19 protein-coding genes are annotated in these 20,985 nt (G+C 71.5%); 5 read left to right on the top strand and 14 right to left on the bottom strand.

Annotation, left to right across the window (positions count from 1 at the left end):
- Together mqnP and AB0D28_RS17460 are read right to left on the bottom strand one after the other, a co-directional pair.
- Positions 1 to 906: a menaquinone biosynthesis prenyltransferase MqnP gene (gene mqnP / locus AB0D28_RS17465; protein ID WP_357386829.1), complete on the bottom strand. Its 906-nt coding sequence runs from the start codon at positions 904 to 906 to the stop codon at positions 1 to 3.
- A complete protein-coding gene (locus AB0D28_RS17460) occupies positions 906 to 2,363 on the bottom strand; it encodes a menaquinone biosynthesis decarboxylase (RefSeq protein ID WP_357386827.1) in 1,458 nt (485 codons plus the stop codon). The genes mqnP and AB0D28_RS17460 overlap by 1 nt, the downstream gene beginning before the upstream one ends.
- Before the next feature lie 126 nt (positions 2,364 to 2,489).
- Here AB0D28_RS17460 and AB0D28_RS17455 point away from each other — a divergent pair, with 126 nt between their 5' ends.
- Positions 2,490 to 3,362: an alpha/beta hydrolase gene (locus AB0D28_RS17455; RefSeq protein WP_357386825.1), complete on the top strand. Its 873-nt coding sequence runs from the start codon at positions 2,490 to 2,492 to the stop codon at positions 3,360 to 3,362.
- A gap of 100 nt (positions 3,363 to 3,462) precedes the next feature.
- Here the strand turns inward: AB0D28_RS17455 and AB0D28_RS17450 are convergent, their stop codons facing one another.
- Entirely contained in the window at positions 3,463 to 4,017 is a 555-nt protein-coding gene (locus AB0D28_RS17450; protein ID WP_357386823.1) for a carboxymuconolactone decarboxylase family protein, read from the bottom strand.
- 63 nt (positions 4,018 to 4,080) lie between these two features.
- Here AB0D28_RS17450 and AB0D28_RS17445 point away from each other — a divergent pair, with 63 nt between their 5' ends.
- The gene (locus AB0D28_RS17445) at positions 4,081 to 4,551 is read left to right on the top strand and encodes a MarR family winged helix-turn-helix transcriptional regulator (protein WP_357386821.1); all 471 of its coding nucleotides are present in this window, start codon (positions 4,081 to 4,083) and stop codon (positions 4,549 to 4,551) included.
- Between the two features lie 9 nt (positions 4,552 to 4,560).
- Here the strand turns inward: AB0D28_RS17445 and AB0D28_RS17440 are convergent, their stop codons facing one another.
- On the bottom strand, positions 4,561 to 6,045 hold the full coding sequence (locus AB0D28_RS17440; protein ID WP_357386819.1) for an ATP-binding protein: 1,485 nt from the start codon (positions 6,043 to 6,045) through the stop codon (positions 4,561 to 4,563).
- Between the two features lie 96 nt (positions 6,046 to 6,141).
- Here AB0D28_RS17440 and AB0D28_RS17435 point away from each other — a divergent pair, with 96 nt between their 5' ends.
- On the top strand, positions 6,142 to 6,366 hold the full coding sequence (locus AB0D28_RS17435) for a hypothetical protein (RefSeq protein ID WP_357386817.1): 225 nt from the start codon (positions 6,142 to 6,144) through the stop codon (positions 6,364 to 6,366).
- Here AB0D28_RS17435 and ccsB read toward each other — a convergent pair.
- From ccsB to hemL, 6 genes are read right to left on the bottom strand one after another with little or no spacing between them, the layout of a single operon-like run.
- A complete protein-coding gene (gene ccsB / locus AB0D28_RS17430) occupies positions 6,335 to 7,309 on the bottom strand; it encodes a c-type cytochrome biogenesis protein CcsB (protein ID WP_357386815.1) in 975 nt (324 codons plus the stop codon). The two genes, AB0D28_RS17435 and ccsB, sit on opposite strands and share 32 nt — an antisense overlap.
- Positions 7,309 to 8,928 (bottom strand): cytochrome c biogenesis protein ResB, encoded by a 1,620-nt coding sequence (locus AB0D28_RS17425; RefSeq protein ID WP_357386813.1) that lies wholly within the window; start codon positions 8,926 to 8,928, stop codon positions 7,309 to 7,311. Before AB0D28_RS17425 ends, ccsB begins: the two co-directional genes overlap by 1 nt.
- Positions 8,928 to 9,827 (bottom strand): cytochrome c biogenesis protein CcdA, encoded by a 900-nt coding sequence (locus AB0D28_RS17420; protein WP_357386811.1) that lies wholly within the window; start codon positions 9,825 to 9,827, stop codon positions 8,928 to 8,930. Before AB0D28_RS17420 ends, AB0D28_RS17425 begins: the two co-directional genes overlap by 1 nt.
- The gene (locus AB0D28_RS17415) at positions 9,827 to 10,402 is read right to left on the bottom strand and encodes a TlpA disulfide reductase family protein (protein WP_357386809.1); all 576 of its coding nucleotides are present in this window, start codon (positions 10,400 to 10,402) and stop codon (positions 9,827 to 9,829) included. The genes AB0D28_RS17420 and AB0D28_RS17415 overlap by 1 nt, the downstream gene beginning before the upstream one ends.
- The gene (locus AB0D28_RS17410) at positions 10,402 to 11,049 is read right to left on the bottom strand and encodes a histidine phosphatase family protein (RefSeq protein WP_357386807.1); all 648 of its coding nucleotides are present in this window, start codon (positions 11,047 to 11,049) and stop codon (positions 10,402 to 10,404) included. The genes AB0D28_RS17415 and AB0D28_RS17410 overlap by 1 nt, the downstream gene beginning before the upstream one ends.
- 3 nt (positions 11,050 to 11,052) lie before the next feature.
- Positions 11,053 to 12,390 carry a glutamate-1-semialdehyde 2,1-aminomutase gene (gene hemL / locus AB0D28_RS17405; RefSeq protein WP_357386805.1) on the bottom strand — a complete coding sequence of 446 codons (1,338 nt, stop codon included), beginning with the start codon at positions 12,388 to 12,390 and terminating at the stop codon, positions 11,053 to 11,055.
- A 146-nt stretch (positions 12,391 to 12,536) separates the two neighbouring features.
- Here hemL and AB0D28_RS17400 point away from each other — a divergent pair, with 146 nt between their 5' ends.
- Positions 12,537 to 12,869, top strand: a complete 333-nt coding sequence (locus AB0D28_RS17400) for an STAS domain-containing protein (protein WP_357386803.1) — start codon at positions 12,537 to 12,539, stop codon at positions 12,867 to 12,869.
- Between the two features lie 93 nt (positions 12,870 to 12,962).
- On the opposite strand, the gene AB0D28_RS17395 is transcribed toward AB0D28_RS17400, so the two are convergent.
- Positions 12,963 to 14,555, bottom strand: a complete 1,593-nt coding sequence (locus AB0D28_RS17395) for an ABC transporter permease (RefSeq protein WP_357386801.1) — start codon at positions 14,553 to 14,555, stop codon at positions 12,963 to 12,965.
- Positions 14,552 to 15,478 (bottom strand): ABC transporter ATP-binding protein, encoded by a 927-nt coding sequence (locus tag AB0D28_RS17390; RefSeq protein ID WP_357386799.1) that lies wholly within the window; start codon positions 15,476 to 15,478, stop codon positions 14,552 to 14,554. The genes AB0D28_RS17395 and AB0D28_RS17390 overlap by 4 nt, the downstream gene beginning before the upstream one ends.
- 53 nt (positions 15,479 to 15,531) lie before the next feature.
- Between AB0D28_RS17390 and AB0D28_RS17385 the strand changes: the two genes are divergently transcribed.
- Positions 15,532 to 16,056, top strand: a complete 525-nt coding sequence (locus AB0D28_RS17385; protein WP_357386797.1) for a MarR family transcriptional regulator — start codon at positions 15,532 to 15,534, stop codon at positions 16,054 to 16,056.
- Positions 16,057 to 16,060: 4 nt separating this feature from the next.
- Here AB0D28_RS17385 and AB0D28_RS17380 read toward each other — a convergent pair whose 3' ends face one another.
- Positions 16,061 to 16,618 carry a response regulator gene (locus tag AB0D28_RS17380; protein ID WP_357386795.1) on the bottom strand — a complete coding sequence of 186 codons (558 nt, stop codon included), beginning with the start codon at positions 16,616 to 16,618 and terminating at the stop codon, positions 16,061 to 16,063.
- Positions 16,615 to 20,982, bottom strand: coding sequence for a HAMP domain-containing protein (locus AB0D28_RS17375; protein WP_357386793.1), 4,368 nt, complete (start codon positions 20,980 to 20,982; stop codon positions 16,615 to 16,617). The genes AB0D28_RS17380 and AB0D28_RS17375 overlap by 4 nt, the downstream gene beginning before the upstream one ends.
- Between the last annotated feature and the right edge of the window lie 3 nt (positions 20,983 to 20,985).

The raw sequence follows: 20,985 nt of genomic DNA, 5'->3' as shown, positions 1-20,985 counted from the left end.
TTACGGCCGCAGGCCGAGCCGGATCACCAGGTCGAGCAGCGCGAGGACGAACAACGCGATGCCGACGAAGCCGTTCGCGGTGAAGAACGCCCGGTTGACCTTGCTCAGGTCGGTGGGGCTGACCACCATGTGCTGGTAGGCGAAGGCGACAGCGGTCAGCGCCAGCCCGATCCACCACAGCCAGCCGAAGCCGACCCAGGCGCCGAACCAGATGAACAGCGCGAACGTCACCACGTGCGCGACTGTGGAGGCGTGCAGCGCGAAACGCCGGCCGTACCGGGCGGGGACGCTGTGCACGCCGATCTCCCGGTCGATCTCCGAGTCCTGGCAGGCGTAGATCAGGTCGAAGCCGCCGATCCACAGGCCCACCGCCGCACCGAGCAGCCACGCCGGACCGGAGCCGTCGAGCGTGCCGGTGACCGCCAGCCAGGCGCCGACCGGGCCGACCGCCTGGGCCACCGCGAGGATGGCGTGCGGCCAGTTGGTGAACCGCTTGCCGTACGGGTAGACCACCAGCGGCACCACGGCGAGCGGCGCGAGCACCAGGCAGAGCGGGTTGAGCAGGGCGGCTGCGGCCAGGAACACCACGAGCGCGACCGCCGCGCCGGTCCAGGCCGTCCGCACGCTCACCGCGCCGGTGACCAGTTCCCGGTTCTCCGTACGCGGGTTCCGCGCGTCGATCCGCCGGTCCAGGATCCGGTTCGCGGCCATGGCGAACGTCCGCGCGCCGACCATCGCCACGGTGATCAGCAGCAGGTCTCCCCAGCGCACCCGGCCGCCGTTGAGCTGCATGGCGGTCAGCGCCGACAGGTACGCGAACGGCAGCGCGAAGACGGAGTGCTCGATGGCGACGAGCTTGAGGAAGGACGAGACCCGGCCGGGCCGTTCCTGTACTGCCGCCGTCATCAGATCCCGTATTCCTTCCAGCGCTTGTCGACGAGCGAGACCACCTCGGGCGACATGCGCATCTCCTCCGGCCAGCCCCGGGTGTAGCCCTCCTCGGGCAGCTTCCGGGTGGCGTCGATGCCCGCCTTGCCACCCCAGAACTGCTGGTACGAGGCGTGGTCGAGGTGGTCGACCGGCCCTTCGGTGAGCATCAGGTCACGGGCGTAGTCGACGTTGCCGAAGGCGCGGAACGCGACCTCGTTGTAGTCGTGCACGTCGCAGTCCTCGTCGACGATCACGATCAGCTTGGTCAGCGACATCATGTGCGCGCCCCAGATCGCGTTCATGACCTTCTGCGCGTGCTTCGGGTAGCGCTTGCGGATCGACACGATCGCGCAGTTGTGGAAGACACCGGCGGCGGGCAGGTCGTAGTCGACGATGTCCGGGATCAGGAAGCGCAGCAGCGGCGCGAAGATCCGCTCGGTGGCCTTGCCGAGACCGTGGTCCTCCTGCGGCGGCTGGGACGTGACGATCGAGTGGTAGACCGGGTCGCGCTGCGTGGTCATGCACTCGATGTGCATGACCGGGAACGGCTCGACCGGCGTGTAGAAGCCGGTGTGGTCGCCGAACGGCCCCTCGGGCAGGCGCTCGCCCGGCTCGATGTAGCCCTCCAGCACGATCTGCGCGTGCGCCGGCACCTGAAGCGGGACGGTCAGGCAGTCCACCATCTCGACCCGCTCACCGGCGAGGAACCCGGCGAACAGGTACTCGTCGATGTCGGCCGGCAGCGGCGCGCTGGCCGAGTACGCCACGACCGGGTCCGCGCCGATCGCGATCGCCACCGGCAGCCGCTGGCCGAGCCGCTCGGCGACGGCGTGGTGCGCGGTCGAGTTCTTGTGGATCTGCCAGTGCATGCCGATGGTGTTGTGCGAGTGCTGCTGGAGCCGGTAGAGCCCGAGGTTGCGCTTACCGGTCTCCGGGTGCTTGGTGTGGGTCAGCCCGAAGTTGTGGAAGATGCCGCCGTCGCCGGGCCACACCTGCAACCCGGGCAGCCGGTTCAGGTCGACGTCGTCGCCCCGGTAGACGACCTGCTGACAGGGGGCGGTCTTGACCTTCTTCGGCGGCATCGACTTGAGCTGCATGACCTTGCCGAGGCCGCCCATCATCCCGGAGAAGCCCTGCGGCAGCTCCGGCTTGAGCATCTCGCCGATCCGCGCGCCGATCTCGTCGAGGTGTTCCACCCCGAGCGCCATCGCCATCCGCTTCTCGGTGCCGAACAGGTTGATCGCCACCGGCATCTCGCCCCGGGTGGGGCGCTCGAACAGCAGCGCGGGCCCGCCGGCCCGGACGGTGCGGGTGACGATCTCGCTGATCTCCAGCGTGGGGTCGACCGGCGCGCTCACCCGCCGCAGCTCGCCCGCACGCTCCAGCGCCGCGAGGAAGTCCTTCAGATCGGTGTACGGAAAGCGAGCCGCCATAACCCCCATCCTCCCCCACCTCCCTGAGATGCAAGGAAGGGCCCCTTGTTAACGCATCCGGTGGAGGCGGGGCCCCCTGTTAACACCTTCGCCGCATGGACGGAGGTCGGCCGGGTAGTCGGCGGCATGGACGAACCGCGGGTGCCGGCGGGCTTCACCGAGCAGCGGGCCAGAGCCGGCGACGTGGAGATCAACTATGTCCGGGGTGGCCGGGGGCCGACCCTGGTGCTGCTGCACGGCTATCCCCAGTGCTGGCGCATGTGGCGGCACGTGCTGCCGGAGCTGGCCCGGTCGTACGAGGTGATCGCCCCGGACCTGCGCGGCTTCGGCGACAGCGACGCCCCGCCCGGCGGATACGACAAGAAGACGATCGCCGCCGACCTGCACCGGCTGCTGACCGGTCTCGGTCTCGCCGAGGAGATCCGGCTGGTCGGGCACGACCTGGGCACCATGGTCGCGTACGCCTACGCCGCCGCCCATCCCGAGTCGGTCACCCGGCTGGTGCTCAGCGAGGCGCCGATCCCCGACGAGAGCATTTACGCGATCCCGGCGCTGACCGCCGTCGGCCCGGCGGTGTGGAACTTCGGCTTCTTCAACGTCCCCAACGGCCTGCCCGAGCAGCTCGTCGCCGGGCGGGAGGCGCTCTGGGTCGACCGGTTCACCGACTCCATCATGGTCAACAAGGGCAGCCTGGGCCCGGGCGACATCGAGGAGTACGCGGGCCACCTGCGCGACGAGGCGCACCTGCGGGCGAGCTTCGGCTATTTCCGGGCGTTCGGGCAGGACGTCGCGGACAACACGGCGTACCGGGGCACGAAGCTGCCGATGCCGGTGCTCGCCGTCGGCGCGCAGGCCAGCCTGGGCGGGCAGGTGGCCGAGCAGGTCCGCCGCTATGCCGGCGCGGTCACCGGGGCGGTGGTGGAGGACTGCGGCCACTGGCTGTTCGAGGAGCAGCCGGCGAAGCTCACCGCGCTGCTGCTGCCGTTCCTGCGGGGCTGACCGGCGCCGCGCGGCTCAGTGCCGACGGGCCGACCGACGTTGCGCATCACGTGGCGGAGTTGTGCCACACATCAGCTGTCGGATCACATGGCGTAGGGCCTCAGGCGGCGGGCGTCCAGGCGTACGCGGCCAGCGGCGGGTCGAGCGGCGCCTCGGTGAGCCGGTTGGCGAACGTGGAGATCGTGTACGTGCCGACGCCGAGCACCACGTCCAGCGCGTGCCGTGGCTGCCACCCGGCGGCGAGCAGCGCGTCCAGGTCGGCGTCGGGGACCGCGCCCCGGTGGTCGAGCACGGCGACGGTGAAGCGGCGCAGCGCCTCCAGCCGGGGGTCGGGTACCGTCGCGCCGGTCCGTAGCGCCTCGATCAGCGCCGGCGCGGCGGCGTGGCGGACCAGCGTCGCGGTGTGCATCGCCACGCAGAGGTGGCAGCCGTTGCGGGTGGCGACGGTGAGCACGACCACCTCCCGGGCGACCGGGTCCAGGTCGGTGGCCTCGAACGCGGCGTTGGCGGCGAGGAAGCCCTTTAGTAGTTCGGGCGAGCCGGCCATCAGGCCGACGGCGGCGGGCAGATGGCCCAGTGAGCGGCGTACGCCGGCCATGACCGGGCGGGCGGCGGCGGGCGCGGTGTCCGGCTCGTACGCGGTGAAGCGGGACATGACTGTGCCCCTCTCGTAAGATGGTCAACGTGGTTGACGGAATGGTAAACGTGGTTGTCGAACATGGCAACGCCTGACCGCCCCGGCTTCGCGCTACCGCTGCTCCTGCTCGCCGGCTTCCGTACGCTCGTCGACGACCTGCACGCCGAACTGGCCCGCCAGGGGCACCCCGAGCTGCGCCCGGCCCACGGCTTCGTGCTCCAGGCCGTCGGCCCGGCCGGGACCACCGCCTCCGACCTCGGCCAGCGCCTCGGCGTCTCCAAGCAGGCCGCCGGCAAGACGGTGGACCGGCTGGTCGCCCTCGGCTACCTGGAACGCGTGGACGACCCCGGCGACGCCCGCCGCAAGCTGGTCCGGATGACCGCGAAGGGCCGCGACGGGCTGCACCGCTCGGCGGTGGTCTTCGACGAGCTACGCAACCGCTGGGCGGCCACGCTCGGCGCGGACCGGGTCGCCGCCATCGAGGACGACCTACGCCGGATGGTCCCCGCCGACGTGTTCCGCCTGGACGTCCCCGGCTGGTTCGGCGGGTGAGACGCCCGCTCAGCGCCCGTAGAGAAGTGCCGGGTCTACCAGGACCACATCCGCCCGACCGGCCGCGGCGTCGACGAGGTCGTCCTCGAAGCCGTGGCCGCCCGCCAGCAGCAGCCGCGCTCCGCCCGCGTCGAAGCCGGGTCGCTGCCGCACCAGCAGGGCCCGGATCCGCTCCAGCCGCTGGAGGTCGGCCCGGCCCAGCCGGCGACCCCACTTGACCTCACCGATCGCCAACAACGGGCGAGGGCCGTCGCCCGGTGGCGGCTCGCCCACCGCGACCAGGTCGAGTTCGTGACGCGTCCGGGTGTCCGGGTCGGTCAGCGTCGCCGCGCTCACCTCGGCGACGTGCCCGCCGAGAAGCTCGGGTTCGGCGAAGCGCAGCGACCACTGCCGCACGATCTCCTCGAACCGGGGCCCGAGCACCGCGCTTGCGTAGCGCCGCTGTGAACGACGCCAGACGTCGGCTCCGCGCCGCTGCTCCAGAGCCGTCCACGCCGGGCGCATCACTGCCTGGTAGAAGGTGATCAGCGGTTCGGTGATCCGGTAGCTGCTGCGACCGCTGCGCAGCGGGTCGGGCTCACGCACCAGCAGTCCGGCGTCCTCCAGCACGGTCAGCGGGTGCTGGAGGTCGGTGGCCTTCCGCCCGATGTAACCGGCGATGCCGCCACGGCTGGCGTTCCCTTCCGCGACGGCGGCGAGAACCGAGTGGTACAACGCGGTGTCCCTCAGGTCCGGATCCTCGGCCAGCAGGTACCGGGCCTCACGGAACAGCGGCCGGGCCGGGTTCAGGACCGTCCGCACGATCCAAGCGTCGAAGTCGTCCGGCCCGGCCGGGGTGTCGTCCTGGACGTACTCCCGGCGGTACGCGGGGGTGCCGCCGACGACGGAGAAGACGCGTACCGCCAGCAGCGGGTCGTCGATCTGCCAGAAGGCCGCCGCAGCGCGGAAGTCCAGTGGCTGCACCGGCAGTTCCAGACCGGCCCGCCCGCGCAGCGGCGCCGATCCGGCGAGCAGTCCTCCCATGAAGGACAGCGCCGAGCCGCACAACAACAACCGCGCCCGGGAGCCGGTCCGCTCCGGACGGCCGGGCGTCAGCGCATGCTGGATGATCGACGGCAGGTCACGGGCCGCACGCACCAGGTACGGGAATTCGTCGAGGACGACAGTGACGGGGCGTTCCCGTCCCAGCGCGAGCAGCGCGTCGACCGCAGCACCCCAGTCCGGCAGGTGGACGGGACCGGGTGACCCGGAGTACGCGCCCAGCGCCTCACCCAGCCGGCGCAGCGATTCCGTCGACGTCGCCTCGGTAGCGCCGAAGTAGAAGCCGTCGCTCGCCTGCGCAAGTTGGTACAGCAGCAGGGTCTTGCCCTGCCTGCGGCGGCCGCTGACCACGCCGAGCGTCGCGCCGGGCCGGTCGTCGGCCACGAACCGGGCCAGTTCGGCCCACTCGACGTCCCGGTCGAAGATCTCTGCGGGCTTTCCGAGCACCGGCATACCGACACCACACTTCTTATAACTACAGTTCTAAGAAGTGTAGTCCTACATTCTGCGTCACTGACAGCTTCGCCGACGGCGGTTCATCATCGACGGATGGACGACGCGTACGTGGCAGGTGACCCGGACGGCCTCAGCCCGCTCCAAGCGGAGATCCGCGACGCCGTGGCCCGCGAACTGCACGCCCAGTTCGCGCTGCGGGCGGACCGCCTCGAACTGGCCGACCTGCCGGAGGTGGCCTACCAGGTCACACGCCGGGTGGACGAGGTGCTGAGCGGTCGCCCGGCCGCTACACCCCGGCGTACGAGTGCAGGCCGGTGAAGAAGAAGTTCACGCCGAACAGGTTCATCATCACGGTCAGGAAGCCCACGATGGAGATCCAGGTGGCCACGTTGCGCTTCACGCTCGGCGTGGCCCGGGCGTGCAGGTAGCCCGCGTACACCACCCAGGAGATGAACGCCCAGGTCTCCTTCGGGTCCCAGCCCCAGGCGCGACCCCAGGCCGCCTCGGCCCAGATCGCACCCGCGATCACCGCGAAGGTGAAGATCGGGAACGAGAAGGCGTGCAGCATGAAGGTCAGCCGTTCCAGCCCGGCCGCCTCCGGGAGGCGGCGGGCCAGGGTGTACGGGAAGCTGCGCCGCCCCTGCTCCCAGCCGGACCGCATCAGGTACGCGGCGGCGGGCACCACGCCGAGCAGGAAGATGCCCGAGGCGAAGATGATCGTCGAGACGTGGATGATGAACCACCACGACTGCAGCGCCGGCATCAGCGGCTCGATCGGCACGTAGAGCTTCAGCTCGGCGAACGCCAGCAGCAGCACCATGACCAGCGTCAGGAACAGCCCGAGCCGGCGCAGCCACGGCTGCTTCCAGAGCACCACGAGCCAGGCCGCCATGCCGATCCAGGTGCCGGTCAGCACGAACTCGTACATGTTGCCCCAGGGCATCCGGTCGGCGGCGAGGCCCCGGGTGACCACGGCGCCCAGGTGCAGCGCGGCGGCGAGCACGGTGAGCCAGCCGGCGATCCGGCCGGCCAGCACGGCCCGCGCGCCGGTGCGGTCCGGGCGCTGCGGCGTGGCCGGGACGGCCGGCTCGTCGATCGCGCCACCGGCACCGCCGACGCCCGCGCCCACCAGCTCACGCGCCGGTGCGGCAGCGGGCACCTTCCGCGCGTTGCCCAGCGCGAACTCCACGGCGTGGCTGATCATCGCGATCAGGTACGCCAGGATCGCGAACGCGACCAGCTGGTCGGAGAGTGCGGACATCACTCGTCTCCTTCTCGCGCCCGCCGCGCGTCCGGCGCGTCACCGCTCACCGCGGCGACGAGCTGCGCGAACTCGTCGGCGAACCCAGGGTGCTCGGTGCGCGGCAGCCCACCGGCCTCCACCAAACTACTACCGCTCGTCGGAGATCCACCCTCGGGGGCCGAAACCCGGAACCAGACCCGGCGCCGCCGGGCGAACAGCGAACCCATCAGGCCCAGCAGCAGCGTGCCGCTCGCCACCAGCAGCAGCGTCTGACCGGGCGCGTGCCGGACCGCCAGCGTGACGTACGGCTCGGTGCCGAGGAACTCCAGCGTGCTGCCGTCGTCGAGGGTCCACTTCTCCCCCGGCCGCAGCAGCTTGGTGCCGATCTCCTTGAGCTTGCCGTCGTCGATCTGCCGCCGGTCCAGCGCGTAGACCGAGCCGGGGATGCCGGCGTCCATCCCGAGGTTCCCCCGGTACGCGGTCAGGTTCACCATCGGGTTCCGCTCGGCCGGGTACTGCGACGAGACGTACGGCGCGCTCTCCGGCCCGGTCGGCAGGTAGAGCCCGTCGAAGGCGATCTGCTGGTCCGGGGCGCGGGCGCCGGTCTTCGGGTCGACGTTGGCGTCCGGGAAGATCGCCACGCCCTCCTCGGTCGCGTTCGAGTCACCGGTACGCAGGAACGGCGCGTCGCTGGTCTGGCTGCGGCCGTACTTGTCGGTGTACTTCAGCAGCGGCGCGTAGCCGTTGCCGAGCAGGTAGACGTTCGCCGAACCGAGCCGCAGCGGCGAGTTGACCGAGAAACCGGCGGTCCGCGCCTCGCCGCCCGGCTCGTCCACCGTCACCGTGGCCCAGTAGCGGGACGCCAGCCCGGACGGCAGGTAGTCGGCCTCGAACTTCTCCAGCGTCAGGCAGAACGGAGGCAGGTCGGAGCTGTCCACGCGCGGGCCGAGCGACGCCTCGGCGTACTGCTGGCGGGTGTTGCAGAACGCGTTGTCCGCGCCCGCCACCAGGATGCGGTTGCCGTGCCAGCCGTACCAGGAACCGAGCGCCACCCCGAGCAGGACGGCGACCAGCGACACGTGGAAGAGCAGGTTGCCGGTCTCCTTGAGGTAGCCCTTCTCGGCGGAGACCTCGTTGCCGCGCACGGTGACCCGCCAGCGGCGGCGACGCAGCACCGCCGCGATCGCCTCCGGGTCGGCGGCGGCCGGGGCCTCCAGCACCGCGTGCTGCGGCAGCCGGTCGAACCGTCTCGGCGCGGCCGGCGGCCTCATCCGCAGCGCGCGGACGTGATCGCGGGCGCGGGGCAGGATGCAGCCGATCAGCGAGGTGAACAGCAGCAGGTAGATCGCGGAGAACCAGACCGAGCCGAAGACCTCGAACGCGCCGATCTGATCCAGCCGGGGCGCCAGGTCGGGGTGGTCGACGAACCACTGGTTGACGCGTTCCGGGTTGACGCCGCGCTGGGGCAGCACCGAGCCGGGGATGGCCGCGACGGCGAGCAGGAACAGCAGGATCAGCGCGGTACGCATGCTGGTGAGCTGCCGCCACGAGTTGCGCAGCAGCGCCAGCACCGGGTTGACCCGCCGCCGGGGCGCCTGCGCGGGCGGGGTCGACGGCCGGTCGTCGACTGTCGTCATCAGATGCTCACCTCGCCCACGCCGACGGTCGTCTGCAACCAGATCACCACGTTCACCCAGCCGCCGGTGATCAGCGCCAGGCCGATCGCGATCAGCAGCGCACCGCCGATCCGGGTGACCCAGCGGCTGTTGCGCCGGACGGCGCGGAAGACCCCGAGCAGGCGCTGGAAGCCCAGCCCGAAGACGACGAACGGTATCCCCAGCCCGAGGCAGTACGCCACGGCGAGCAGCACAGCCCGGTCGGTCCCGCCCTCGGTGGCCGCCATGCCGAGCACCGCGCCGAGCGTCGGGCCGGTGCAGGGCAGCCAGCTGAGCGCGAAGACCGCGCCGAGGACCGGTGCGCCGAGCAGCCCGGCGGCGGGCAGCCAGCGGATACGGAACTCGCGCTGCATGCCGGGGATCACACCGAGGTAGCCGAGGCCGAGCACCACCACCAGCGCGCCGATGACGATCTCCAGCGTGCGCTCGTACCGGAAGAAGAGCTTGCCGACGCCGGAGAAGAGGATCGCGGTGGCGACGAACACGACTGTGAAGCCCGCGATGAACAGCAGCGTTCCGGCGAGCACCCGGCCCTTGACGGCGGCGGCGGTCCGTTGCGGCGCCGCCCGCTCGGCGACGCTCACGCCGCCGCCGGTGCCGCCGCCCGCGCTGGTGCCGCCGCCCGCGCTGGTGGTGCCGGTGTTAAGAAGGGGCCCTTCCTCTACCGGAGGCGTTAAAAGGGGGCCCTTCCTTGCACCCTCCAGGTCGGAGCCGGCCAGGCCCGTCACGTACGACAGGTAGCCGGGCATCAGCGGGAGCACGCACGGGGACAGGAAGCTGACCAGTCCGGCCAGTGCCGCCGCGCCGACCGCGAGCAGCAGCGGGCCGGACTCGGCGAGCTGGCGGAACGTCTCGCCCATCAGCGGGAGCCGTTCGGCGGCGGCGACTCGGCGGCGACCTTCTCGACGATCGGCCGCAGCTCGTCCCGGGTGACGGCCCGGCGGATCACCACGGCGACCCGGCCCTCGCGGTCGAGCACGACGGTGGCCGGGGTGGTGTTCGGCGGGATGTCGAAGTTGAGCGCCTGCCGGCTGGCCGGGTCGAAGATGCTCGGGTACGTGACCCGGCCCTCCTCGAAGGCGATCGCCTTGTCCTTGCTGTCCTGCACGTTGATGCCGAGGAACGTCACGCCGGAGCCCTTCGTGGCCTGGTAGGTGGCCTCCAGGTCGTCCGCCTCGGCGCGGCAGGGGGCGCACCAGGAGCCCCAGAAGTTGACCACGACGACCTGGCCACGATCGCGGGAGATGTCGTAGCTGCCGCCGGTGAGCAGCTCACCGCTCACCTTCGGCGTCTTGGAGCGCTGCTCGGGGGCGCAGGTGACCGTCGAGCCGTCGGCGTCGCACCGGCTCTCCTGGCTGTCGGAGGAGCAGCCGACCAGCGCCGTACCGGCGGTGACGGCGGCGAGCAGGGCGGCGGCGAGCCTCCGGGTGAGCATCAGGCCCCCTTGGCCGTCCGGGCGGTCGGCGAGATCGAGACGAGGTGGGCGGCCGGCTCGGAGTACCCGATACCGGCGATCTTGGCGCCGTCGAAGTGGAACGAGGTGAGGCTGGCCAGGCCGCACTGGCGGCGACGCGGGTCGTGCCAGAGGCGCTTGCGCTCGACGTGCCGGCGCAGCGTCCAGATCGGGAGCTGGTGCGACACGAGGACAGCCTCACGTCCCTCGGCGGCGACCCGGGCGGCGTGCAGCGCGGCGAACATGCGCTCGGCGATGACCCGGTACGCCTCACCCCAGGACGGGGTCACCGGGTCGCGCAGCACCCACCAGTTGCGCGGGTCACGGAACGAGCCGTCACCCGGCGAGACCTTCTTGCCCTCGAACCAGTTCGCGCTCTCGATCAGCCGCTCGTCGACACCGACGGAGAGGCCGAACTGCGCCGCGATCGGCTCGGCGGTCTGCTGGGCACGCTCCAGCGGGCTGGCCACCACGTGCACGACGGTCCGGTCGGCGAGCGCCTGTGCCGCCGCCTTGGCCATCTGCACGCCCAGCTCGGAGAGGCGGAACCCGGGCAGGCGGCCGTAGAGGATGCCGTCCGGGTTGTGCACCTCGCCGTGCCGCAGCACGTGCACCACGGTCTCCGCCATTGGTTACCCTCCGTGTCCTGCTGCTGCCGCCGCCCGCGCCGCCACCGGCAGGGCGGCGGCGATCTGCTCCCACGCGGCGTCGTCGATCGCGGTCGAGACGAACCACGACTCGAACGCGCTCGGCGGCAGGTAGACGCCACCGGCGAGCATCGCGTGGAAGAACGCCTTGAACGCGGGCACCACCTGGGTGCGGGCGCTGTCGTAGTCGCGCACGTCCGCGTCGGTGAAGAAGACCGAGAACATGTTGCCCGCTGTGGAGAGGCGGTGCGGCACGCCCGCCGCGGACAGCGCCTCGGTGGTGAGCTTGCCCAGCGCGGCGGCGGTCTCGTCGAGCCGCCGGTAGAGCGCGTCGTCGGCCAGCCGCAGCGTGGCGAGCCCGGCCGCGCAGGCCAGCGGGTTACCGGAGAGGGTGCCGGCCTGGTAGACCGGGCCGGCCGGGGCGAGCCGGGCCATGATCTCCGCGCGCCCGCCGAACGCCGCGGCGGGCAGGCCACCACCCATGACCTTCCCGTACGTCCACAGGTCCGCGTCCGACGGGTCGAGGCCGTGCCACCCGGCGCGGGACACCCGGAACCCGGTCATCACCTCGTCGACGATGAGCAGCGCCCCGTTGGCGTGGGCGATGCGGGCCAGCTCGGCGTTGAAGCCGTCGCGGGGGGCGATCACGCCCATGTTGCCGGCGGCTGCCTCGGTGATGATCGCGGCGATGTGCTGCCCCTCGGCGGCGAACGCCTCCTCGACCGCGCGCAGGTCGTTGTACGGCAGCACGATGGTGTCGCCGGCCGCCGCGCCGGTCACGCCGGGCGAGTCGGGCAGGCCGAAGGTGGCCACGCCGGAGCCGGCGGCGGCGAGCAGCGCGTCGGAGTGGCCGTGGTAGCAGCCGGAGAACTTAATGATCTTGGCGCGGCCGGTGAAGCCGCGGGCCAGCCGGATCGCCGACATGGTCGCCTCGGTGCCGGAGTTGACCAGGCGTACCTGCTCCACCGGCGTCCGCGCGATGATCTCCTCGGCCAGGTCGACCTCGCCCGGCGTCGGCGTGCCGAAGCTGGTGCCGAGCACCGCCGCCTCGCGCAGCGCCTCCACCACGGCCGGGTGGGCGTGGCCGAGGATGAGCGGGCCCCAGGAGCAGACCAGGTCGACGTAGCGCCGGCCGTCGGCGTCGAAGAGCCACGGACCCTCCCCCCGGACCATGAAGCGCGGGGTGCCGCCGACGGCACGGAACGCGCGTACGGGAGAGTTGACCCCGCCGGGCACGACGGCCTTGGCGCGGTCGAACAGGGCCTCGGAGGCCGGGGCGTCGGCCGGGTAGCGGCCGGATCCGGCGGAATGCGTCTCGGTCACGATGGGGCCATTGTGTCAGCGCCGGAGTGCTGCCTGGCAGGCACCCCGCAACGGGGGTTACCAGGCTCACCTGCCGGAGCGGCGCGACGGGCCGACGGCGATCGGCTCGACAGGCCCGATGGTCGAGATCGCGATAGGCTGACCGGGTGGATCGTGCCGAACTGTCCATCACCGTACACCGGACGGGTGACGAAGCAGTGCTTCGCCTGGCCGGTGAGATCGACATGCTCACGGCCGCCCAGCTCTCGACTGTGGTGAACGAGGTGCTGGCGGATCCGCCCCCGCGCATCGTGCTCGACCTGGCCGGGGTCACGTTCTGCGACTCGCAGGGCCTCGGCACGCTCGTGGTGCTCAGCCGCAAGGCCAGTCACGCCCAGTGCCTGCTGATCCTCACCAACGTGGGCGACTTCCTGATCCGCGTCCTGGACATCACGGGCCTCCGCAGCGCCCTGATGATCCGCAACGAAGCCACCCAGTAACGCACGCCCCGCCTTCGCGATCTTGCACTTGCGGCCCTCGACCTGGGCGATGTGCCCCTTTCGCCGGGGCCGCAAGCGCAAGATCGGCGCGGCCTAGGCGACGGGGAGGTCGCGGCGGCGGAATGTGAGCAGACCCGCTGTGGCCAGGGTGACCGCCAGGGCGGTCAGCACGTAGAGCGGGGTGGGGGCCCAGGTGTCGCGGAGCACCTGCGGGGTGTGCGTGAACGGCGACGCGTCCAGCAGCCACTGGTCCAGCTCCAGCACGGCGCCGAGCTGACCCAGCAGCACGCAGGCCGCCAGCACCACCCAGGCGGCCGACGCGAGCCGGGGCAGCAGGCCGTAGAGCAGCACGGCGAGCCCGGCCAGCACCCACGCCGCCGGCACCTGGGCCAGGCCGGCGGCGAGCATCCGGCCCAGTTGGCGGGGCACGTCACCGGTGCTCAGCCCGTACGTCAGGCCGGTGGCCAGCCCGGTCACCGCGAGCACCACCACCGGGCCGAGAAGCGCGAACGTCACGTGGGAGAACAGCCAGGTCGAGCGCCGGGTCCCGGTGGCGAGCACCGGCTCGGCGTGCCCGGCGGACTCCTCCGCGCGCATCCGCAGCGCGGCCTGGATGCCGTACCCGGCGGCGGCCAGCCCGGCCAGGCTCAGCGTGACCCCCAGGTAGGCGTCGGCCATCCCCGACGCCCCGCCGAGCCGGGCCACGATCTCCTCCATCCGCGGACTCCCCTCGACCGACCGGCCGGCCGCCTCGGCCGCGCCGCCGAGGATCAGCCCGAGCAGGCCGAACCCGACCGACCACCAGAGGATCTGCCCCCGGTGCAGCCGCCAGGCCAGCCCGAACGGACCGGACAGGGCACCACTCGCGGCGGCCGGGCCGAGCCGGGGCGGCAGCACGCCCGCGCCCAGGTCGCGGCGGACCGAGATCGGGTACGCGAGCGCCGCGAGCAGCGCCGTCGCGGCCAGCGGCAGGAGCAGCACCCACCACCGCTCCCCCTCGTACGGGCGGGCCCGGGCGGCCCAGCCCAGCGGGGACAGCCAGCTCGGCCAGTCGTTGCTCGCGGTGTCCCCGGCCAGGCGCAGCCCGAACGCGGCGCCGAGACCGGCGAGCCCGATGCCCCGCGCCCCACCGGCGGTCTCGGTCAACTGTGCCGCCAGCCCGCCGAGCGTGGCGAACACGACGCCGGTCAGCACGGTGACGAGGCCGTACGCCACCGAGCCGCCGACCGGCAGCCCGGTCGCGACCAGCCCGGCGGCGGTGAGCAGGCCGAGCAGCAGATCCGCCGCGTACGTGACGAGCAGCGCGGCGGTCAGCCCGGCGTGCCGCCCGAGCACGTTGCCGCCGAGCAGTTCCCGCCGGCCGGCCTCCTCCTCGGTGCGGGTGTGCCGGATGACGGTGAGCAGGCTGGCCAGCGCGACGATCAGCAGCAGGAATCCGCTGCGCTGGGCGGTCAGCCCGCCGACGCTGTCGCCGTAGGCGGGGCCGAGCAGCGCGACGATGGACGGGTTGCGGGCGGTGCCCTCCAGGTACGCGGCCCGCTCGGCGGCGGTCGGGAACAGCCCGGCGAAGCTGGCCGCGTACGTCATCGGCAGCACCGCGAGGATCAGCACCCACAGCGGCAGCAGGAGGCGGTCCCGGCGCAGGATCAGCCGGACCAGGTGGCGGGTGCCGGTGAGCGTGCTCATGCCCGGTCCGCCGTCTCGGGGCGCGCCGTGTCGGAGGGCGCCGCCGTCTCGTAGTGCCGCAGGAACAGCTCCTCCAGCGTGGGCGGCGTGCTGACCAGGCTGCGTACCCCCAGCTCGGTGAGCCGGCGCAGCGCGGCGTCGAGCGCGGCGGTGTCGACGTCGAAGCGCACCCGCCGCCCGTCCACCCGCAGGTCGTGTACGCCGGGCAGGTCGGCCAGGCCGTCGAGCGGCGCGGCGACCTCGGCGTCGATCGCGGTGCGGTGCAGGTGGCGCAGGTCGCCCAGCGTGCCGGACTCGACGGCCCGGCCAGCCCGAATGATCGTGACCCGGTCGCAGAGCGCCTCCACCTCGGCCAGGATGTGGCTGGACAGCAGCACGGTGCGTCCCTCGTGGACGGCCCGGCGGACCCAGTGCTGGAAGACCTCCTCCATCAGCGGGTCGAGCCCGGAGGTCGGCTCGTCGAGGATGAGCAGTTCGACGTCGGAGGCGAGCGCGGCGACCAGGCCGACCTTCTGCCGGTTGCCCTTGGAGTAGGTGCGGCCCTTCTTGCGCGGGTCCAGCTCGAACGACTCCAGCAGTTCGGCGCGGCGTCTCGGGTCCAGCCCGCCGCGCAGCCGCCCGAGCAGGTCGATCACCTCGCCGCCGCTGAGGTGGGGCCAGAGCGTGACGTCACCGGGCACGTACGCGAGGCGGCGGTGCAGCGACACCGCGTCCCGCCAGGGGTCGCCGCCCAGCAGCCGGGCGGCCCCCGCGTCCGCCCGCAGCAGGCCGAGCAGCACCCGGATGGTGGTCGACTTGCCGGATCCGTTCGGGCCGAGGAAGCCGTGCACCTCTCCGGTGCGGACGGTCAGGTCGAGCCCGTCGAGAGCCCGGGTGCGGCCGAACGTCTTCACCAGTCCGGACACATCGATTGCTGTTTCCATACTTCAGAAGTTACGCTCGTTTCACAAACTTGTGAAGACTGTAGGGTCACGGGGTGAGTGTCGAGGAGCCGACCATGAACGTGCCGCCCCAGCACGACGAGGAGGAGGTCCACCTCTTCGTCGAGCGGATGGCGATGGCCTTCGCCGACGTGGGCTTCCCCCGGATGGCCGCCCGGGTCCTGTTCACGGTGATGAGCGCCGACGACCCGCTCACCGCGGGCGAGATCGCCGCACGGCTCGGCGTCAGCGCGGCAGCCGTCAGCGGCGCGGTCCGCTACCTGACCCAGTTCGCCATGCTGATCCGCGAGCCGGTCAAGGGGTCCCGGAGCGACCGCTACCGGATGCCCGACAACCCGTGGTACGAGGCGACGATCACCAAGACCACGCTCTACAAGAACTTCATCGACATCGCGGCCGGCGGGGTCGACGCGCTGCACGGGCGCAGCACCCCGGCCGGCGAGCGGGTCGCCGAGATGCGCGACTTCTTCCTCTTCGTACAGGAGGAACTGGAATCGCTCGGCGACCGCTGGCGGGCCCGGCGGGCCGCGACCGGGCACGGTGGCCCGGCCGGCGGCTGAACCGTCAGCGGGCGTTGCCCCAGCGCGCCTGCTCCAGCAGCTCCACAGCGCGCTCCCGGGTCGACGGGTCGTCGTCGGCGCGCAGCAGCGCCGTCGCCTCGTCCACCGCGTCGGTCAGGTGCCGCCACTGCAGATCCCGCTCGCGCACCAGGTCCGACTGGGCGGCGAGCTGCCGCGTCTTCACCCACAGGTCGACGAAGACCGTCACCTTCGCGCGCAGCACCCACGGGTCGAACGGCTTGGTCAGGTAGTCGACCGCGCCGGCCGCGTAGCCGCGCAGAGCGAGCTGGGCGTCCTTGTCCGCGGCGGTCAGGAAGATGATCGGTACGTGCCGGGTGCGCTCGCGCCGCTTGATGTGGGTGGCCGTCTCGAAGCCGTCCATGTCCGGCATCTGGGCGTCCAGCAGGATCACCGCGAAGTCGTCCACCAGGAGCTGCTTGAGCGCGGCCTCGCCACTCTCCACCGCGACCGACTGCACCGGGAGACCCTGGAGGATCGCCTCCAGCGCCATCAGGTTCTCCCGCCGGTCGTCCACCAGCAGGGCCTTGGCCGTCTGCGTCACGCGTTCTCCTCGTCGCCTCGGCTCCGGCTGATCCAGGACGCCATCAGTTCGATCAGCTCGTCCAGGTCAACCGGCTTGGTGATGTAGTCGCTGCCGCCGGCGCCGAGCGCCGACTCCCGGTCGCCGGGCATCGCCTTGGCGGTCAGGAAGACGATCGGCAGGTCCGCGAACCGGTGGTTGCGGCGGATCTGCGCTGTCGTCTCGTACCCGTCCTGGTCCGGCATCATGGCGTCCATCAGGACGATGTCCACCTCGGGGTGCTCGGCGAGATGGCGCACGCCGTCCGCCCCGTTGTCCGAGTACAACACGGTCATCCCGTGCAGTTCCAACGCGGACGTCAGCGCGAACACGTTCCGTACGTCGTCGTCAATGATCAGCACGGTCACGCCGTCCAGGCGCCGGGTCGCCGGCGTCTCCTGTGGCTGCGGCAGCTCCATCGGCATGAGCAGCGACGACGGCAGGCCCGCGCGGCTCGGCGACGGCGGGGCCGGCGCCACCACCGCGTCCGGCGCCAGCACATCGGGTACGAAGAGAGTGAACGTCGAACCCTGACCGGGCGCGGACGAGACGGTGATCGTGCCGCCGAGCAGGCGGGCCAGATCGCGGCTGATGGACAGGCCGAGCCCGGTCCCGCCGTAGCGCCGGCTGGTCGTGCCGTCCGCCTGCTGGAACGCCTCGAAGATCAGCGACAGCTTGTCGTCGGAGATCCCGATGCCGGTGTCGATCACGGTGAACGCGATCACCCGCTGCGCGTTCGTCAGCGCCGGCACGTCGAAGACGGCGTTCTCGGCCGCCGGGCCGATCCGCAGCGTCACCGCGCCGTTGTCGGTGAACTTCACCGCGTTCGACAACAGGTTGCGCAGGATCTGCTGCAACCGCTGGGCGTCGGTGACCAGCGCGGGCGGCAGGTCGCGGCTCACCCGCACCTGGAAGTCCAGGCCCTTCTCCTCGGCCTGCGGCGCGAACGCCTGCTCCACGTAGCCGCGGATCTCGGCGAACTGGATCTCGGTGGGCTCCACGTCCATCCGGCCCGCCTCGATCTTGGACAGGTCGAGGATGTCGTCGATCAGCGACAGCAGGTCCGACCCGGCGCCGTGGATGGTCCGGGCGAACTCGATCTGCTTCGCGCTGAGGTTGCGCTCCGGGTTCTCGGCGAGCAGCCGGGCCAGCAGGAGCAGCGAGTTCAGCGGCGTACGCAGCTCGTGGCTCATGTTCGCCAGGAACTCCGACTTGTACGCCGACGCGCGGGTGAGCTGCTGCGCCTTCTCCTCCAGGCCGAGGCGGGCCAGCTCGATCTCCCGGTTCTGCGTCTCGATGTTGGCCTTCTGCTCGGACAGCAGCTTCGCCTTGTCCTCCAGCTCGGCGTTCGTGCGCTGCAACTCGGCCGACTGGTCCTGCATCTCGTGCGCCAGCCGCTGCGACTGCGCCAGCAGCTCCTCCGTACGCCGGTTGGCCTGGATGGTGTTCACCGCGACGCCGATGGTGAGCACCAGCCGCTCCAGGAACGCCAGGTGCAGCTCGGAGAACGTGGCCACGCCGGCGAACTCGATCACGCCGAGCAGTTCGCCCTCGAACTGGACCGGCAGCACCACCAGGTCGGCCGGGGGCGTGTCGGCCAGCCCGGACCGTACGACGAGACGCCCGTCCGGCTGCGCCTTGACCCGGATCGTCCGGCGCGACAGCGCGGCCTGCCCGACCAGCCCCTCACCCGGGCCGAACGTCACGTCGTGCCCCCGGGCCACGTACCCGTAGGAGGCGGTGAGCCGCAGCCGCATGCTGCCCTCGGAGCTGTCCGCCAGGAAGAACGCGCCGAGCTGCGCGTCCACCAGCGGGGTCACCTCCTGCATGATCATCCGGCAGACCTCGCCCAGGTCGCGCTGGCCCTGGAGCAGACCGCCGATCCGGGCCAGGTTCGAGTCCAGCCAGCCCTGCTCGGCGTTCTTCTTCGTCGTCTCCCGGAGGGTGACGATCATCTGGTTGATGTTGTCCTTCAGCTCGGCGACCTCGCCCTGCGCCTTCACGTTGATCCGCTGGGTCAGGTCGCCGCGGGTCACCGACGTGGAGACCTGCGCGATGGCACGCAACTGCGTGGTCAGCGTCGAGGCGAGCTGGTTGACGTTCTCGGTGAGGTCGCGCCACGTACCGGAGACGCCCTTGACCTGGGCCTGACCACCCAGCTTGCCCTCGGTGCCCACCTCACGCGCGACCCGGGTCACCTCGTCGGCGAACGACGACAGCTGGTCCACCATCGTGTTGACGGTGTTCTTCAGCTCCAGGATCTCGCCCTGCGCGTCCACAGTGATCTTCTGACCCAGGTCACCGTTCGCCACGGCGGTGGTGACCGAGGCGATGTTCCGCACCTGGCTGGTCAGGTTCGACGCCATCGAGTTCACGTTGTCGGTCAGGTCCCGCCACGTACCCGAGACGCCCTTGACCTGGGCCTGACCACCCAGCTTGCCCTCGGTACCCACCTCACGCGCCACCCGCGTCACCTCGTCGGCGAACGACGACAGCTGATCCACCATCGTGTTCACGGTGGACTTCAGCTCCAGGATCTCGCCCCGGGCGTCCACAGTGATCTTCTGCGACAGGTCACCCTTCGCCACCGCCGTCGACACCTGGGCGATGTTGCGCACCTGCGCGGTCAGGTTCGACGCCATCGAGTTCACGTTGTCGGTCAGGTCGCGCCAGGTGCCGGCGACGCCGCGCACCTGGGCCTGGCCGCCGAGCTTACCCTCGGTGCCCACCTCACGGGCCACCCGCGTCACCTCGTCGGCAAACGACGAGAGCTGATCCACCATCGTGTTGACAGTGGACTTCAGCTCCAGGATCTCGCCCCGGGCGTCCACTGTGATCTTCTGCGACAGGTCACCCTTCGCGACGGCGGTGGTGACCGAGGCGATGTTCCGCACCTGGCTGGTCAGGTTCGACGCCATCGAGTTCACGTTGTCGGTCAGGTCCCGCCACGTACCCGAGACGCCCTTGACCTGGGCCTGACCACCCAGCTTGCCCTCGGTACCCACCTCGCGCGCCACGCGTGTCACCTCGTCGGCGAACGACGACAGCTGGTCCACCATCGTGTTGACGGTGTTCTTCAGCTCCAGGATCTCGCCCTGCGCGTCCACAGTGATCTTCTGACCGAGGTCGCCCTTGGCGACAGCCGTGGAGACCTGGGAGATGTTGCGGACCTGGCTGGTCAGGTTGCCGGCGAGCTGGTTCACGTTCTCGGTGAGGTCACGCCAGGTGCCGGAGACGCCGCGCACCTGCGCCTGACCGCCCAGCTTGCCCTCGATGCCCACCTCGCGCGCCACGCGTGTCACCTCGTCGGCGAACGACGACAGCTGATCCACCATCGTGTTCACGGTGTCCTTCAGCTCCAGGATCTCGCCCTGGGCGGCCACCGTGATCTTCTGCGACAGGTCACCCTTCGCCACCGCCGTCGACACCTGGGCGATGTTGCGCACCTGCGCGGTCAGGTTCGACGCCATCGAGTTGACGTTGTCGGTCAGGTCCTTCCAGGTGCCGGCCACGCCCGGCACCTCGGCCTGGCCGCCCAGCTTGCCCTCGGTGCCCACCTCACGCGCCACCCGGGTCACCTGCTCGGCGAACAGCCGCAGCGTGTCCGTGAGCGAGTTCATCGTGTCGGCCAGCTCGGCCACCTCGCCGCGCGCCCCGACCGTGATCTTCTGCGACAGGTCGCCCTTCGCCACGGCTGTCGCCATCTGCGAGATCGACCGCACCTGCCCGGTGAGGTTCGACGCCATGGTGTTCACCGAGTCGGTGAGGTCCTTCCAGGTGCCGGCCACCCCGCGTACGTCGGCCTGGCCGCCCAGCTTGCCCTCGGTGCCCACCTCGCGGGCCACCCGGGTCACCTCGTCGGCGAACGACGACAGCTGATCCACCATCGTGTTCACGGTCCGGCCGATGCGCAGGTACTCACCGCGCAGCGGGCGACCGTCGATCTCCAGCGCCATGTGCTGGGACAGGTCGCCGTCGGCCACCGCCACGATCACCCGGGCGATCTCGGTCGTCGGCCGGCCCAGGTCGTCGATGAGCGAGTTGACCGCCCGCTGCCCCTCCGCCCACGAACCGTCCAGGCCCTCGTCGTCCAGGCGCTCGGTGAGCCGGCCGTCACGGCCGACGATCCGGCTGATCCGCCGCAGGTCGAGGTGCTGCCGCTCCTGCAACGACACCACGTCGTTGAAGGCGTCGGCGACCTCACCGGGCAGACCCGCCCGCCGGGGCAGGCGCACCCGCAGGTCGCCGCGCCCCACCCGGCGCAACGCCTCGACCAGTTCGCCGAGGAGCACCTCGTGGTCGGACGCGGACGGGTCAGCGGTCATCGACTGATTCACCGTGGCCATCGT

The organism is Micromonospora sp. NPDC048169, from assembly GCF_040652815.1.
GTDB lineage: Bacteria > Actinomycetota > Actinomycetes > Mycobacteriales > Micromonosporaceae > Micromonospora.
Note: the sequence above shows the minus strand (reverse complement) of the source record. Positions and strands in the feature narration are given on the sequence as shown.

What these genes read in the sequence shown, in the direction of transcription:
- mqnP (WP_357386829.1), bottom strand. Translation starts at nt 906, where the DNA reads ATGACGGCGGCAGTACAGGAACGGCCCGGCCGGGTCTCGTCCTTCCTC.
- AB0D28_RS17460 (WP_357386827.1), bottom strand. Translation starts at nt 2,363, where the DNA reads ATGGCGGCTCGCTTTCCGTACACCGATCTGAAGGACTTCCTCGCGGCG.
- AB0D28_RS17455 (WP_357386825.1), top strand. Translation starts at nt 2,490, where the DNA reads ATGGACGAACCGCGGGTGCCGGCGGGCTTCACCGAGCAGCGGGCCAGA.
- AB0D28_RS17450 (WP_357386823.1), bottom strand. Translation starts at nt 4,017, where the DNA reads ATGTCCCGCTTCACCGCGTACGAGCCGGACACCGCGCCCGCCGCCGCC.
- AB0D28_RS17445 (WP_357386821.1), top strand. Translation starts at nt 4,081, where the DNA reads ATGGCAACGCCTGACCGCCCCGGCTTCGCGCTACCGCTGCTCCTGCTC.
- AB0D28_RS17440 (WP_357386819.1), bottom strand. Translation starts at nt 6,045, where the DNA reads ATGCCGGTGCTCGGAAAGCCCGCAGAGATCTTCGACCGGGACGTCGAG.
- AB0D28_RS17435 (WP_357386817.1), top strand. Translation starts at nt 6,142, where the DNA reads ATGGACGACGCGTACGTGGCAGGTGACCCGGACGGCCTCAGCCCGCTC.
- ccsB (WP_357386815.1), bottom strand. Translation starts at nt 7,309, where the DNA reads ATGTCCGCACTCTCCGACCAGCTGGTCGCGTTCGCGATCCTGGCGTAC.
- AB0D28_RS17425 (WP_357386813.1), bottom strand. Translation starts at nt 8,928, where the DNA reads ATGACGACAGTCGACGACCGGCCGTCGACCCCGCCCGCGCAGGCGCCC.
- AB0D28_RS17420 (WP_357386811.1), bottom strand. Translation starts at nt 9,827, where the DNA reads ATGGGCGAGACGTTCCGCCAGCTCGCCGAGTCCGGCCCGCTGCTGCTC.
- AB0D28_RS17415 (WP_357386809.1), bottom strand. Translation starts at nt 10,402, where the DNA reads ATGCTCACCCGGAGGCTCGCCGCCGCCCTGCTCGCCGCCGTCACCGCC.
- AB0D28_RS17410 (WP_357386807.1), bottom strand. Translation starts at nt 11,049, where the DNA reads ATGGCGGAGACCGTGGTGCACGTGCTGCGGCACGGCGAGGTGCACAAC.
- AB0D28_RS17395 (WP_357386801.1), bottom strand. Translation starts at nt 14,555, where the DNA reads ATGAGCACGCTCACCGGCACCCGCCACCTGGTCCGGCTGATCCTGCGC.
- AB0D28_RS17390 (WP_357386799.1), bottom strand. Translation starts at nt 15,478, where the DNA reads ATGGAAACAGCAATCGATGTGTCCGGACTGGTGAAGACGTTCGGCCGC.
- AB0D28_RS17375 (WP_357386793.1), bottom strand. Translation starts at nt 20,982, where the DNA reads ATGGCCACGGTGAATCAGTCGATGACCGCTGACCCGTCCGCGTCCGAC.